The organism is Nostoc sp., assembly GCF_036919555.1.
GTDB lineage: Bacteria > Cyanobacteriota > Cyanobacteriia > Cyanobacteriales > Nostocaceae > Nostoc.
The window spans coordinates 49,296-63,603 of the sequence record NZ_JBALCS010000008.1; the positions used below are offsets into that span (position 1 = coordinate 49,296).

Annotated in this window: 13 protein-coding genes; 9 read left to right on the plus strand and 4 right to left on the minus strand. The window is 43.6% G+C overall.

All coding sequences use genetic code 11. The features are described from left to right. The first annotated feature begins 37 nt into the window (after positions 1–37). The 6 genes from V7K36_RS02825 (at position 38) to V7K36_RS02850 (ending at position 6,159) form a co-directional block, all read left to right on the plus strand. A complete protein-coding gene (locus V7K36_RS02825; protein ID WP_335113020.1) occupies positions 38–1,381 on the plus strand; it encodes an adenylosuccinate synthase in 1,344 nt (447 codons plus the stop codon). A 78-nt stretch (positions 1,382–1,459) separates the two neighbouring features. Then, the gene (locus V7K36_RS02830) at positions 1,460–2,059 is read left to right on the plus strand and encodes a 50S ribosomal protein L25/general stress protein Ctc (protein WP_335113022.1); all 600 of its coding nucleotides are present in this window, start codon (positions 1,460–1,462) and stop codon (positions 2,057–2,059) included. An 82-nt stretch (positions 2,060–2,141) separates the two neighbouring features. After that, positions 2,142–3,665 (plus strand): bifunctional aminoglycoside phosphotransferase/ATP-binding protein, encoded by a 1,524-nt coding sequence (locus V7K36_RS02835; RefSeq protein ID WP_335113024.1) that lies wholly within the window; start codon positions 2,142–2,144, stop codon positions 3,663–3,665. 444 nt (positions 3,666–4,109) lie between these two features. After that, positions 4,110–4,616, plus strand: coding sequence for a hypothetical protein (locus tag V7K36_RS02840; RefSeq protein WP_335113026.1), 507 nt, complete (start codon positions 4,110–4,112; stop codon positions 4,614–4,616). A 69-nt stretch (positions 4,617–4,685) separates the two neighbouring features. After that, positions 4,686–5,477, plus strand: coding sequence for a YdcF family protein (locus V7K36_RS02845; protein ID WP_335113028.1), 792 nt, complete (start codon positions 4,686–4,688; stop codon positions 5,475–5,477). 460 nt (positions 5,478–5,937) lie between these two features. Continuing rightward, entirely contained in the window at positions 5,938–6,159 is a 222-nt protein-coding gene (locus V7K36_RS02850) for a hypothetical protein (RefSeq protein ID WP_335113030.1), read from the plus strand. A gap of 5 nt (positions 6,160–6,164) precedes the next feature. Here the strand turns inward: V7K36_RS02850 and V7K36_RS02855 are convergent, their stop codons facing one another. From V7K36_RS02855 to V7K36_RS02865, 3 genes are all read right to left on the minus strand, one after another. Beyond that, the gene (locus V7K36_RS02855; RefSeq protein WP_442948430.1) at positions 6,165–6,386 is read right to left on the minus strand and encodes a ferredoxin-thioredoxin reductase variable chain; all 222 of its coding nucleotides are present in this window, start codon (positions 6,384–6,386) and stop codon (positions 6,165–6,167) included. Positions 6,387–6,599: 213 nt separating this feature from the next. Then, positions 6,600–6,962, minus strand: a complete 363-nt coding sequence (locus V7K36_RS02860; RefSeq protein WP_335113032.1) for a hypothetical protein — start codon at positions 6,960–6,962, stop codon at positions 6,600–6,602. 408 nt (positions 6,963–7,370) lie between these two features. Beyond that, complete coding sequence (locus tag V7K36_RS02865) at positions 7,371–9,185, minus strand: hypothetical protein (protein ID WP_335113034.1); 1,815 nt, start codon at positions 9,183–9,185, stop codon at positions 7,371–7,373. 649 nt (positions 9,186–9,834) lie between these two features. On the opposite strand from V7K36_RS02865, the gene V7K36_RS02870 reads away from it, so the two are divergent. From V7K36_RS02870 to V7K36_RS02880, 3 genes are all read left to right on the plus strand, one after another. Beyond that, the gene (locus V7K36_RS02870; protein WP_335113036.1) at positions 9,835–11,061 is read left to right on the plus strand and encodes a succinate--CoA ligase subunit beta; all 1,227 of its coding nucleotides are present in this window, start codon (positions 9,835–9,837) and stop codon (positions 11,059–11,061) included. A 37-nt stretch (positions 11,062–11,098) separates the two neighbouring features. After that, positions 11,099–11,983, plus strand: coding sequence for a succinate--CoA ligase subunit alpha (locus V7K36_RS02875; RefSeq protein WP_335113038.1), 885 nt, complete (start codon positions 11,099–11,101; stop codon positions 11,981–11,983). Between the two features lie 554 nt (positions 11,984–12,537). Beyond that, entirely contained in the window at positions 12,538–12,675 is a 138-nt protein-coding gene (locus V7K36_RS02880; protein WP_335113040.1) for a hypothetical protein, read from the plus strand. A 150-nt stretch (positions 12,676–12,825) separates the two neighbouring features. Here the strand turns inward: V7K36_RS02880 and V7K36_RS02885 are convergent, their stop codons facing one another. Next, positions 12,826–14,199 (minus strand): DUF2252 domain-containing protein, encoded by a 1,374-nt coding sequence (locus tag V7K36_RS02885; RefSeq protein ID WP_335113042.1) that lies wholly within the window; start codon positions 14,197–14,199, stop codon positions 12,826–12,828. Between the last annotated feature and the right edge of the window lie 109 nt (positions 14,200–14,308).

Sequence of the window (14,308 nt, forward strand, 5' to 3'; positions counted from 1 at the left end):
TATAGTTTGTGGAAACTTTACTTCTTAATATAAGCTCTTGGCTAACGTCATTGTCATAGGTGCCCAATGGGGCGATGAAGGAAAAGGTAAAATAACTGACTTACTCAGCCGTTCGGCAGATGTTGTGGTACGTTACCAAGGGGGTGTAAATGCTGGACACACAATTGTAGTCAAAGGTCAGACCTTTAAGCTGCACTTGATTCCCTCTGGTATTTTGTATCCAAATACCGATTGCATAATCGGCTGTGGAACAGTCATCGATCCACAGATTTTGATTGCAGAACTCGACCAACTAAAAGAATTAAATATTTCCACTGACCACCTGCTGATATCTGAGACAGCCCACGTAACGATGCCTTATCATCGATTGATTGATCAGGCATCTGAAGAACGACGGGGAAGCCATAAGATCGGCACAACAGGTCGGGGCATTGGGCCGACTTATGCTGACAAATCTGAACGTATAGGCATTCGGGTTTTAGACTTAATGGACCCTGATGGGCTACGTGAGCAGTTGGAGTGGACGATTAATTATAAAAACGTCATTTTAGAAAAGCTTTACAACTTGCCGCCTCTAGATCCAGGAGAGGTGATTGAACAGTATTTGGGGTATGCAGAACGCTTGCGACCTCACGTTGTTGATACATCGTTGAAAATATCCGATGCGATTGTGCGACGGCGCAATATTTTGTTTGAAGGCGCACAAGGTACACTCCTTGACCTAGATCACGGAACTTATCCCTATGTCACCTCCTCTAACCCTGTGGCGGGGGGAGCTTGCGTTGGTACAGGGGTAGGTCCGACAATGATTGACCGGGTAATTGGGGTGTCGAAAGCCTATACAACCCGTGTGGGAGAGGGGCCATTTCCCACGGAACTGCATGGAGAGTTGGGAGAGTTGTTGTGCGATCGCGGTGCCGAATTTGGCACAACCACCGGACGCAAACGGCGCTGTGGCTGGTTTGATGCCGTCATCGGTCGCTATGCCGTGCGGATTAACGGCATGGATTGTATGGCGCTGACCAAACTGGATGTTCTTGATGAATTAGAGTCAATCCAAGTTTGTGTTGCCTATGAAATAGATGGCGATCGCAGCGAACACTTCCCCACCAGTTCCCGTAAATTTGCTAGATGTCGTCCCATCTACAAAACCTTACCAGGATGGCAAGTGTCAACAACTGACTGCCGCACCCTAGAAGAGTTACCACAGCAAGCACTGGACTATCTAAAATTCTTAGCCGAATTAATGGAAGTCCCGATTGCGATCGTTTCACTAGGAGCTAGCCGCGATCAAACCATAATTGTCGAAGACCCCATCCACGGCCCTAAACGTGCTTTATTGCACCCCGACGGCACACCTGCTACTCTACTTAGTGCTTAGTTAAGAGTGAGGAGTTAATTCAAAACTCCTAACTCCTAACTCCTAACTCCTAACTCTAATTAACAACTAACAACTTCTATGGCTATTACAGTCGAATCTCAAAAACGTCCAGAAGGCAGCAAGCCAAGAGCTTTGCGCCGTTCTGGACTGATACCTGCCAATTTGTATGGTCATAAAGGTACAGAATCAATTTCTTTGACCATTGAGGCTAAAACTGTTGAGCGCTTGCTCAAAAGGGCTTCAGTCAACAACACCTTGATTGATTTAAACGTTACTGATATACCTTGGCGCGGCAAAGCCCTGCTGCGGGAACTTCAGATCCATCCAGCAAAAGGTACCCCTTACCACCTCAGCTTTTTCGCGGTTGCAGGCCACGGTGACACGACTGTAGAAGTTCGGTTCCGTTTTGTGGGAAGTGCTATTGGTGTTAAACAAGATGGTGGTGTGTTAGACACCGTAATCACTGAATTGCAAGTGAGTTGTGCGCCAGAAAACATCCCAGATGTAATTGAAATCGATGTCTCTAACCTGCAAATGGGAGACAGCTTGAGTATTGGTGATATAGTTTTTCCTGAAGGTGTAACACCTCTAGCTGAATCAGAGCGACTTGTTGTCAGCGTTTTGCCACCGCAAATTAGCACTGATGATATTGAGACAGAAACTGAAGCAGCTTCTTAAGCTAGGTAAACTGTGTAATAATTCTTGATGATGCCAGGAGGGAACTCCTGGTTTTTTTGTATTTGAACCGCAGAGGCTAGAGATGACAGAAGTGACTCTTCCAGCTTTAATTCAGCAAATGTTGCAGCCTGGATTTTATCCCCATACGGTGACAGAACCCATTCAACTAATTCAAACCCACATTTCTTATGTGCTGTTAACTGGAAATTATGCCTATAAGCTGAAAAAACCTGTGAATTTCGGCTTTTTAGACTTTTCCACCTTGGATAAGCGGCAGCATTTTTGTCAGGAAGAGTTACGGTTAAATCAACGGGGTGCTGGTGAACTGTATTTAGAAGTTTTGCCCATAACTCAGGTAAGGGAGCAATATCAGCTAGGGGGAACAGTCGAGGCTGTAGAATACGTGCTGAAGATGCGTCAATTTCCTCAAGAGTCGCTATTAAGTTCACTTTTTGAACAGGGTAACTTAAATGAGACACTCTTAGAAGAGTTGGGACGGGTAGTGGCTCAATACCATGCTGAATCACAGACGAATGATTATATTCGCAGTTTTGGTGAAGTACCAAAAGTTCGGGCTGCAATTGACGAGAATTATCAGCAAACTGAGAAGTATATTGGTGGTCCCCAGACTCAGGCACAATTTACAGAAACAAAGGAATATACAGATAACTTTTTTGCAGAACGTCCAGAATTATTCGCTAGCAGAATTCACAACGAGTATATTCGTGAATGTCACGGGGATTTACACCTGAGAAATATTGCGCTGTGGCACGATAAAATTCTGCTATTCGATTGCATTGAGTTTAATGAGCCGTTTCGCTTTGTCGATGTGATGTACGATGTGGCGTTTACGGTGATGGATTTGGAAGCGCGGCAGCGCAAAGACTTGGGTAATGCTTTTTTGAATGCCTATGTAGAGCAAACTGGAGACTGGGAAGGCTTACAGGTGCTGCCTTTGTACTTAAGTCGTCAGGCTTATGTCCGGGCAAAGGTAAATTCATTTTTGCTAGACGATCCGAATGTACCTGCGACGGTAAAGGAAGAGGCGACAAAAACCGCCGGTGAGTATTACAAACAGGCTTGGGACTACACTAAACCAAAGCTGGGAGAACTAATTTTGATGTCGGGGTTGTCGGGTTCTGGTAAAAGTACCACAGCAAAGTATTTAGCCCGTCAACTGGGAGCAATTCACCTTCGTTCGGACGCGGTGCGGAAACATTTAGGGGGAATTTCTCTGTGGGAAAAGGGTGGCGACGATTTGTATACACCTGAGATGACCGAGAAAACTTACACACGGCTGTTGTCATTGGGGATTATACTGGCTAAACAAGGATTTTCGGTGATTTTGGATGCCAAGTATGATAGACATCAGTTACGGCAAGAAGCGATCGCTCAAGCTACAAAACACCAACTTTCTATTCAGATTATCCAATGCACAGCACCGCTAGAAGTTCTAAAAGAGCGTTTGAACAATCGCACTGGTGATATTGCTGATGCTACCGCCGATTTATTAGCCTCACAAATCAAACAAGCTGAACCTTTCACTGAAGAAGAACTAGCCTACGTAAAGATTTTGGATACAACTCAACCACAACAAGCACATTAACAATTCAAAATTCAAAATGACGCTCGCGGACTCGCTAACGCTACGCTAACAAAATTCAAAATTAAGGAACGTGGATTAAATAAAATGCAAAACTTCATCCTGTCTCACGATCCCTCTCCTTTATAAGGAGAGGGATTGAGGGTGAGGTAAGTCAGGGACATAAATTGTATGTTATTTAATTCTTATTCCTAAAGACATTTTCAAACGAAGAGGAGTGCGGTCTTGGGGTCTCCCCAAGAGGAACAACTCCGGGGGATTTAAACCCCGACTGAAACCGATAGCGGAGCTTCTTTTCTGCGAGGGGCTGCGCCAACGAGTCCTTGGGAGTCGGCTACGTTTATGGTTGGGGTCTTAAACCCTTTAATTTACGATTAAAATAATTCGTAATTGAATCGAAAATTAAGAATTACGAGTTAGTAATTAGTTAATAGCTTTTTTTACTCTATGGCAGACAAAAAGAACGACTTTTTCAGTATTTCTCCCAGCTTCTTTTCTCAGTTGTTATTTGGGGCATTTTTAACATTTATATTAATAATGACCGGCTCCGCACCAGCCCTGAGCATATTCTTAGGTATCATGGGCGGTTTCATCTTAAGCTGGATCACAAATGTAACCAGTAATAGCGCCCAGGCACCAACTGTCGCCTCCTCTGATGGTGTCGATACAGGACTGAAATACTGGTTATTTTTCATGCTTGGCTTTGTATATTTAGGGTATCCAGCACCCATGAGTATCTTACTAGGTGGAATAGGCGCTCTCGCTGGAGGCTGGATTACTGCTTGGTGGGGAAGTAAGGAAACAACTAGAACTCAGTTGCAAGTTGAAGAGTCAGAAGAGGGTGAAGTTGAACCAACGAACGAGAGGATCAACAAACGGCAAACAAGAAGAACCGCCCGGCGTTACCGTCGCACTCCTGGTAGTAGTTTTAATTTCAGGTTTTGGGAAAAGTAATAATTGGGGCATTGGGCATTGGGCATTGGGCATTGCTTATTTATCCCTTGTCTCTCCCTACTCTCCACTATGTTTTTATATCTATCCAAGTTACTGCCACTATTTTTTTATCCACTAGGACTAGCCTGCGTAAGCTTGGTAATAGCATTAGTGACGTTGTGGAAACGACCGCGTACTGCGGCGATCGCAATTGCTTTTGCCCTAACTTTATTGCTATTTTGCAGTAATGCTTGGATTGCTAAATCATTAGTGCGATCGCTAGAATGGCAATATCTTCCACCTACCCAAATACCAGTTGCAGAAGCGATTGTGGTTTTGGGTGGCGCAACTAAATCAGCTTTTCCCCCAAGACCTACTGTAGATTTGAGTGAATCAGGCGATCGCGTCATTTATGCTGCACAACTATATCGCCAGAAAAGAGCGCCTATAATCATTCTGAGCGGGGGTCGCATTGATTGGCGTGGAGGTGGTTCACCAGAGTCGGCAGATATGGCAACAATACTTACATCTATTGGTATTCCATCTGAGGCGATTGTTCAGGAACCTGAATCTCTGAATACTTACGAAAATGCTGTAAATGTCCGAAAAATTTTGTCATCTCGTGGTATACATCAGGTATTATTAGTTACTTCGGCAATGCATATGCCGCGAGCCCTAAGAATTTTCCAGCGTCAAGGAATCAATGCCATTCCTACACCCACTGACTTTCTGGTGAGTGAGGGTGAGTTGCAAGAACTCGGCAGCACTCCTAAAGCCGCTATACTGAATTTATTACCTGATACCGACAACTTGCACCAATTTACCAGCGCTTTAAAAGAGTACATTGGTTCTTTAGTTTATCGCTTACGCGGTTGGCTTTAATAAAGTTAGGAGTTATGAGTTATTAATTATGAAGTGCGGTAATTGGCTGAATTCAAAACTTTAGAGGATGTTTGAAAAGTATTTTTGCTAGCATCAAAGGCTCGAAAACCTAGCCCCCCTTCCCGATGAGGGAATGGCAGGGTGGTTTCATACGAAGAAAGAAAAATACATAAGTCTTGATTCTCGTTTTGTGACATGGCTTTTTACCCCGCTTCCATTCCTCTCCCCGAAGCGGAGAGAGGCTTTGAAACTCAGTTTTATTTTTATCTCTGCTTGTATGAAACCACCCTGCCTTCCCGATGAGGGAATGGTGGTTTTAAAGCCTCTCTCCCTGTGAAGGAGAGGAATGGAAGTGGGGTTTATAGTATACTTTACGACTTTACAAACATCCTCTTAAACTCCTAACAGACGCGATTAATCGCGTCTCTCCTAACTCCAAATTCCTAACTCAATTAACTTTATGTCTAAAAATTTACCTTATATTATGCCATCCCCTCAACCCCAAGTTGAGGAAGCTTTTGCGGCTTACCAAACAACCCACCAGTTTTACGACGAAATTCGGTCACGGTCAGAGTTTCAGCGTTATTGTGAATGGTATTATACAACAGCAGAACAGCACCGCCAAGAGCTTAAAAGAATGCGCGGCGAACTGAATATTTTCCAGTGGTTTCGCCGGCGATAAGTGATTTAGATGACTTCTAACTCATTTTCACGTAAATGGGCTTTAAACTTTTTACTAAACTGGACTACAATCGGTAGATTAGCGCTTACCGGTCTGCCTTGCCATTGGGTGGCAATATTTACTACATCGCCTTCTACGCCTTTGATGTCAAAAGGCTTATTCCGATGTTCAGGATGATGATACACTACTACCGAATCTTTAACGCGGATGCGATCGCCAACTTTCATAACAACATTTACACCTAGCATTTGCTTTTCCACAAGTATCTGGTACAAAATATATAATTAAATCGCTTTAAATTTGATTTAATCAGTTATTTCTTGACGCTTCACCGGGGTAAGACGGCGGATTTAACGTAACGCTGAAGTCCCCACCCTCAACGTACACGCACAAGTGGGGATTGTGAGCCTTGGTTGAGGATTGCATCCAGAAGAGAGTTTTTACAATTCGTAAAAACTCTCTTCTGGATGTATGACGAATCCCCAGGATTTTCTGGTAAGATAGGTGATGTCTTGACCATCAATGCCACAAGCGAAAACCAAGCTAATAGGTATATGTCGCAAGAGAAAGATTTGGGTCTTGGGAACCAGGACTCCTGCCTTTGCAGGGAATGTCAGACCAAAAAAACTACGGAGTAATTGATGGCTATTCCCGATGAATTGGGAGCGATCAACTTCAGCCTTAGGCAAGTCTGAGTAGTTCACCCCTCTGCGTCCAGGCAAGGGCACGTTACAGACAGTCCAGCGCTGTAGGCGGGTTTCCCCCGTTGTAGCGACTGCCGCACGTGTTAGCAATCCGTGCATACTTTTTTAAGTTTTTTTACAACTTAATTCCTCCCCACTTCTACCCATAATTTACTGTTTGTCCATATCATTAATCAATTCGTCCACAAAATATCTTAGCCGTTCCTGCCAGCCAGGGACGGTTTTTAATTTTTCTAACTGACCTTTGCGACATTCCTGCTAGCGAGGAAGTACCACACGACTAGCCCCACTCACTCCTCTAAACACTGTTTAACTCCCTCCTTGTCCATGAGAATGGATAGTTGGTAAGGAGAGGGAGCAAGAATCTTGTTTCTCATCTGGTATATTTGCAAAACTGAGATCCTCCCATAGGATACTCTGTTGTAGTGAATAAAGGAAGCAACGACAGATTGCTATTAATCTTTTGCGCTACCCATATACCTTATATATTCCGAACTCCTAACTTTTCTAACCGCCTAAAGTCCGCGTATAAATTACCTGACCTTGGGAATCATAGAGGAAAAGGGACAGGTTGGCATTGTCACTAATTACAGCTAAAGCTTCGCGTAAGATTTGCAAGTGATTGGTGACATCAACAGCAGTATCTGAGTTCTTAGAATAAGGATTAGCTAAGTTATTTTGCCTTACTTGGTCATACTCAGGGGTTAGCCGGACAATAATTCTTGTGTTGTCTATGGTAAATGTGCAAATCCGAATTCCATTAATACAGGTTTTATCTAAGTCGGTGCGGGTTTGTTGCAAACTACTAACAACTTGGAGTTTTTCTTGTGCTTGTTTGAGGGCTACTGAATAGGGTTCAATGAGAGACTGAGCCTGAGTGTAGTACAAACTATCTTGGGAAACCTTTTTAGCAGTTTGCAAAGCCTGATCCCAGTATGTCGCTGCTGCTTGCCATTGCTTTTGTTGCTCATAAACTTTGGCTTGTTTGGCAGTGCTAACGGCTTGTTGGTAGGTTTTAACAGCAAATCCTTCTTTTGTAGCGCGATCGCGTGCTGCGACTAGTTTAGGTTTATAATCTATCAGCACCTTTTGGGCTTCTTGGTATTCAGCGCTAGTCTGGGGAATAGTATTTAAGGCATTAACTACCACCAGCCAAGTAGACTGCACCTTTTGCCATTCATTCAAAGATTTCGCAGTAGTTTCCCGGTTCTCGGCTGCGTTGGCTACAGCTTTTGCTGCTGTGAGTTTTTTCAGCCATTTTTCCTCAGTAAATATCTGTTGATTTACAGCGTGTAAACGGACACGATAATTAAGTAATTGACCTTGCACCAGTCCATAGAGTTCACTGCTGGAACTTATAGTTTCTAGTGGCGCTATAGCCTGTCGCCATAAGTGTTGCCTAGCTTGTAATTCCTCTAGGCTATATCCAACTTTTTGTGCCGCCAAGGATGCCGTCTGCAAAGCCTTGACCACCTGATTGATTTTTTCTGCTCGTCCAGACAAACTTGCTTTTAGTTCTTCTGACACCTGGTAACGGGGCGACCAACTAGGAATTACATTCAGGGCTGCACTGGCTGCTGCAAGTTGCTGTTCTACAGCAACTAATTCTTTTTCAGACTTGGCGCGGCGCATCAGTTGGGGAGATTTTGTTTTTAATTCCTCGGCACTTTGTATTTCTTTACACTCAGACATCACACAAGGGCGAGTCAATAAGTAAGTACCACCGCCTAAGACTACAATTCCCATCAATGCTGCACCCAGTAGGATAGGTTTGACTTGGAATGCTGGCTTTGAAGCCGACAAATTCGGCCCATCTGCAAACGGGTCAAACGGTTCCTCCTCTCTAGTCTCATCAATTGATGGAAAATATGTCAGAGATGATGATGGGGATGAGGGGGATGATGGGGATGAGGAAGATGAGTATGATGTTGCTTCCTCATCTCCCCCTGCCCCCCTGCTCCCCTGCTCCCCTGCTCCCCTGCTCCCCCTGCTCCCCATCTCCTCATCCCCCCATCCCCCCGTCTGCTTCAACGCTAAGAAACATTTGGCATAAGGGAGTTGTTCCCCAAAAACTCTGACGAAACACTGCACCCTCTGCTCTTTGTGGGGTGCTAAAGACTGAAGTACTTCCTCAATTACTGCAAAAATTAGTTGAGCATCAACTATTACATCTGATGTGTGTTGCGTTAAAATCATTAACTCGTCTTTCTTGACGGCACACTTAACCTCGAAGACTTCAGACGTTGAGACTTCTACAAGTAATTGTTCCTGCAAAGTTTTGGCTAAAAGCTGTAAATCTTCCTGCTGGACTGCTACTTTCATAGAGCTTTCCCGCTAAATTTCTATATTGTTTTGATTATCTTTAAAGGGATGAAATCAACTTTTTAGGTTTGTTGAATGCAAATCCACGGTTTAAGCAACCACAGTCTGAAAATCTGAACGACCAACTTTCTAACACAAATTCTGACTTTTCACCAAAAATTAAAAAAGCAGTTATTGTTCGTGCCGCTACATTTTCACAGTACTAAATGTAAAAATAAATAATCTATCTTCAGATATAAATTACAAATAAAAAATGGGAATAATAGAGTTTTTGGGTATTTTCACTGGATTATGTTGCGACAATTAAATTCACAGGAGCTACTGCCCGACAAAATTCTGGTTGCAGAGCAGTTGTGACAAAATTATCCAAGGGTTAAGAAAAGGATAGTGTGTCAGAGGGTTTTGACAGAAATGCTAGTTATCTTCTATGCTGGGAAACTTACTAGGGAGATTAATTACGTGTTCTGGCTCTGGCACAAACAGGTTGACTATCAAAATTAATGTGCCTCATTTGCTGAATTCGATAAAATTGATCCGTGAAAAATAAATTTTTATAGCTGCCAAAAGCTTAATTCTGCAATAAAGGTGCTGCAAAATATTAAGACAGCACTAAGCAAAGGCTTGGAAAGTGTCAATACAAGGTGTATCAATGGATTTATTAGAGTACCAAGTTAAAGAATGGTTTGGGAAGATAGGCATTCCTGTATTGCCCTCGCAACGAATTGACCATCCTACAGATTTGAAACGTTTAAAAATTCGTTTTCCAATTGTACTGAAATCTCAAGTACATGGAGCCGAACGGGCTAAAGCTGGTGGAGTCAGGTTTGCAGAGACGACAATCGATGCGATCGCAGCTGCTCAAAATATCTTTAGTTTACCAATATGGGGCGAATTACCGGAAGTTGTGCTGGCAGAATCGCAATACGACGCCAACCAGGAATTTTATCTGGCGGTGGTTTTAGACACAGCTGTTTGCCGACCAGTACTTTTAGGTTGCAAAGAAGCAGACATCGATTGGGAATCGGCTGGGGAAAAAATGCACTATGTCGTTGTAGATCAAGAATTCTCGCCATTTTATGCCCGACGACTGGCTTTGAAAATGGGTTTGCAAGGGACGCTGATGCAGTCGGTAAGCAGCGTTGTCCAGAAGATGTATCAGTTATTTGTGCAAAAAGACCTGGATTTAGTCGAAATAAATCCCTTGGCAGTCAGTGCGACTAGTCAAGTTATGGCTCTTAATGGTAAAGTCAGAGTCAACGAACGGGCGATCAAACGTCATCCCGATCTTGCCGAGATGACGGCAAAAATTATCAGCCGTCATACCAGTACTGAAATCAACGGTATTTTGGGCGACTGGGATGGTGTCCAAATGCATGGGAAAATCGGTATTTTAGGTAATGGTACTGGTTCAGTAATGGCAACTTTGGATTTAGTCGCTAATGCTGGTGGAAAACCAGGTGTTTGTTTGAATCTACGTCATGCTTTCCTCACAGATACTACACCAACTACCTTCCGCGATCGCCTAGAGACAGGTCTGAAAATCCTGGAGGCTGACAAAAGCATTCAAGTAATATTAATTAACTTTATGGGTACTATTCCTCAAACTGAGGACGTGATCGAAGTTATAGCCAGAGTTGTGCAGCAAGACAACAGCGAACTTAAATCAGAGGTTGGACATTCTAATGGTAGTAAAAGTCGGCGAGAGCGAAATTTTTCACCCTTAGTTGTCCGCCTTGCTGGTTCTGAATTTAATGCTGCTAGAAAATATTTAGCAACACTAAAAACCCACAGCGATGCGCTCCTGGTGGTAGAAGATTTAGATGAGGCAGTGGCGGCAGCAGTTCGTCTTGCTAAACCAACTGCTAATAAGAAGTAGTCAAGGCACTGGGTTGCCAAACTTACGGTAATTTTTTATGAACCTAACGCCAGACAGCAAAGTATTAATTCAAGGCTTTTGTGAATTTATATCAGGCACTCATGTTGCTCAAATGAAAGCTTATGGCACGAATTTAGTAGCCGGTGTCAATCCTGGATGCGGCGGACAGGAACTGCATGGACTACCAGTATTTGACTTAGTAGAGGAAGTAATAGAACAATTTGGGACAATTGACACGACAATTATCTGTGTAGATCCTTACGACGTTTTGGATGCGGCATTAGAAGCGATCGCATCTCATATTAGCCAAATCATTATTATTACTGCTGGCGTACCACCTTTGGATATGGTGCAATTACTCCGCAAAGCCGAAGCCTGTGAAACTTTGGTAGTTGGGCCAAATAGTCCGGGGATCATTGTGCCGGGAAAAATTCTTTTAGGTACTCAACCTAGCGAGTTTTATACCCCTGGTTCAGTGGGGATCGTTAGTCGTAGCAGCACCCTCACCTACGAAGTTGCTTACGAATTGACAAAAGCAGGTTTGGGGCAGTCGATTAGTGTCAGTATTGGTAGTGATGCGATCGTTGGTTCCTCCTTTCTCCAATGGCTGCAAATTCTCGATGAGGATGAAACTACACAGGCGATCGTTTTAGTTGGTCAACCTGGTGGTGGTAGTGAAGAAGCAGCAGCCCGGTACATTGCTGAGGCAATTGATAAACCAGTAATTGCCTACATTGCAGGTAGACAAGCGCCACCAGGAAAAACTTGGCGTCAAACTGGGACTTTAGCAACGGTTATCGGACGCGATCCTAACTTTGGCACAGCCCAAAGTAAATTAGCTGCTTTCAAAGAAGCGCAAGTTTTAGTAGCTGAACGTCCTTCTCAGATTCCAGAATTATTGAGAAAGGAGATTAACTTATAGACATAGGCGTGAAAAAGAATGTAGAGACGTAGCAGTGTTACGTCTCTACCGATTTTTAACGTAACGCGGAAGTCCCCACTCTCAACGTACACGCACAAGTGGGGATTGTGAGCCTTGGATGAGGATTGCCTCTGGAATTGATTTTTTACAAGCGTAAAAACTCTCTTCTGGATGTATGACGAATCCCCAGGATTTTCTGGTAAGATAGGTGATGTCTTGACCATCAATGCCACAAGCGAAAACCAAGCTAATAGGTATATGTTGCAAGAGAAAGATTTGGGTCTTGGGAACCAGGACTCCTGACAAGAGGAGGGAATGTCAGACCAAAAAAACTACAGAGTAATTGATGGCTATTCTCGATGAATTGGGAGCGATCAACTTCAGCCTTGGGCAAGTCTGGGTAGTTCACTGAATAGATGTTACAAAAAGCTTCTGTACGTTTAATCTTAAAAATCTTATAGGTATTTTCAGGTAAATAAACCACGCGGTAGGGGCACAGCAATGCTCATTGGTGTCAACTTAACGTAAAAACCTGCCTAGAACCAGCTTTTAGATTGTCTCGTTCCCAGTCTCCGATTGGGAATGCCGTTCTAGAGGCTCCGCCTCCCTTGTTGGCGGCAGAGCCGCCAGGAGTAGCATTTCCAGCCTTCTTGCTGGAAACGAGATTTGAAAAGGCTTTTAGCTTAAGTTGACACCTATGAGCAATGCTGTGCCCTTACGACAGATGTGGTTCAAATACTTGAATTCTGCTGTAAATGAGAAAAGGGACAAGGAAGAATTGTTGAGCAAGTTTCTCCCTTCTCTCACCCCTGAAGACAATCTCTGAGTACTGAATCGGTGTTCTAGTAGAGTGTCACCCCTTGATTATAAGCATCTACAAAACTCCTGTGGTCATACTCGACTTGAGTTGCATAGTCCACCGCAAAATTAACGAGCTCATCTTTGAATGCAGCCTTATTACCGCTAACGATGTCAGTCACTTCTTTGTCAACGCTTACGGGAATAATCGCAGCCTCATAGTCTTTATCAGAGATTGCATGGTTCTTGGCAACGACTTTGCCTACATACCCCATCGCATCCATGAATTTTGATTTAGTGGTTAGCAAAGTATAGTCAAAGTCCACTTGGTAGGGTGATTTTTCATGCAGCATAAAGGGGATGCTACTGACCGTAGTGTAGCCAACCAAGGGATCAGTATTGGAGAGCATCGCTTTCATGGCGATTGTCACTCTCGCCCCCTCTTGGTTCCCGTAAACTGAAGTTGGCAGCAGACCTGGAACTGCGATCGCCACGGCGCTACTGCCTTCCTGCTTCATTTCCAAAATGCGATCGTCGTCGGCTGCTAAACTTGGGCCCTCAATCAGCAAGTAATATCGGTACTTACCAAGATTACCACTGCCTGAACCTAATTTGAGCCGAATGTCCTTGAGGGTATAGTAACTATTGTTATAGCGCTTACTGCTAGGAATTGAGGCGATGTAGCTGCTCATCGCCCCAACAATGTCGGAATAGGTGCTGTTGGATACAGGCTGGAGTTCCGAGGTTGTCTGGAAGACTCGATTGTTACTGTTATTTAACTGCGTGTAATTACTTAGCAAGCTAGAACGGCTGTTGTTTGATGCCTTTTGAATCAAATCTTTGACCACACCGTTCGTATTGCTGGATTCCAAACGGTATGATAGTTCATCATTGGTTCCCTTAAAGTCACTCATCTTATTCAGATAAGCATCCAAGAAATTTCGGACAATATCCTGAGCATCACTTGAGCTAAGACCGTTCTCTTTAGCTGTCAATAGAATGGAGACTGCCATCCGTCGCAAGTCCCAAACGTAGGGGCCAAGATAGCCTTCATCAAAGTCAGTGGTGTCAAAAACATTGTTGTCGTTGCTATCTCTTATCCCCCCAAGATTTTGCAGATGCATATCTCCCTCTAACCAAATGGCTGAGGTTGAAGAATTTACAAATCCTGAATTTGGCAAGGTCTGCATATCACGATAAAAAATGTGAGCCGTCCCTCGATAAAAGCCGAAGGGGCCAACTGTCATCTTTTGCATCTTCGTAGCCAGTTCTTGAGGCAATTGAGAAGTAAAGGGATGGTTATATTGGTAAATTTCATTCTCCACCCAAGTTGAACGGGGAGTTGCAGCTTGAACTGGAGATGCAAACCCCAAAATTAAAATTAAGATAAATGCGATCGCAGATATGTATTTGAGCATGACAGTCTCTTAGGCGTAAAAAAATTGACTGTTGTCAGACTCTTGTGTAGAGACAATCATCCAACAACAATTCTTTTATCAACTTGAGCCATAATTTAGGAAGTGATTT

Excerpts from the sequence above, each read along its gene's own strand:
- V7K36_RS02845 (WP_335113028.1), top strand. The coding sequence starts at position 4,686 with ATGTTTTTATATCTATCCAAGTTACTGCCACTATTTTTTTATCCACTA.
- V7K36_RS02855 (WP_442948430.1), bottom strand. The coding sequence starts at position 6,386 with ATGAAAGTTGGCGATCGCATCCGCGTTAAAGATTCGGTAGTAGTGTAT.
- V7K36_RS02885 (WP_335113042.1), bottom strand. The coding sequence starts at position 14,199 with ATGCTCAAATACATATCTGCGATCGCATTTATCTTAATTTTAATTTTG.
- V7K36_RS02870 (WP_335113036.1), top strand. The coding sequence starts at position 9,835 with ATGGATTTATTAGAGTACCAAGTTAAAGAATGGTTTGGGAAGATAGGC.
- V7K36_RS02860 (WP_335113032.1), bottom strand. The coding sequence starts at position 6,962 with ATGCACGGATTGCTAACACGTGCGGCAGTCGCTACAACGGGGGAAACC.
- V7K36_RS02835 (WP_335113024.1), top strand. The coding sequence starts at position 2,142 with ATGACAGAAGTGACTCTTCCAGCTTTAATTCAGCAAATGTTGCAGCCT.
- V7K36_RS02840 (WP_335113026.1), top strand. The coding sequence starts at position 4,110 with ATGGCAGACAAAAAGAACGACTTTTTCAGTATTTCTCCCAGCTTCTTT.
- V7K36_RS02875 (WP_335113038.1), top strand. The coding sequence starts at position 11,099 with ATGAACCTAACGCCAGACAGCAAAGTATTAATTCAAGGCTTTTGTGAA.
- V7K36_RS02830 (WP_335113022.1), top strand. The coding sequence starts at position 1,460 with ATGGCTATTACAGTCGAATCTCAAAAACGTCCAGAAGGCAGCAAGCCA.
- V7K36_RS02865 (WP_335113034.1), bottom strand. The coding sequence starts at position 9,185 with ATGAAAGTAGCAGTCCAGCAGGAAGATTTACAGCTTTTAGCCAAAACT.
- V7K36_RS02850 (WP_335113030.1), top strand. The coding sequence starts at position 5,938 with ATGTCTAAAAATTTACCTTATATTATGCCATCCCCTCAACCCCAAGTT.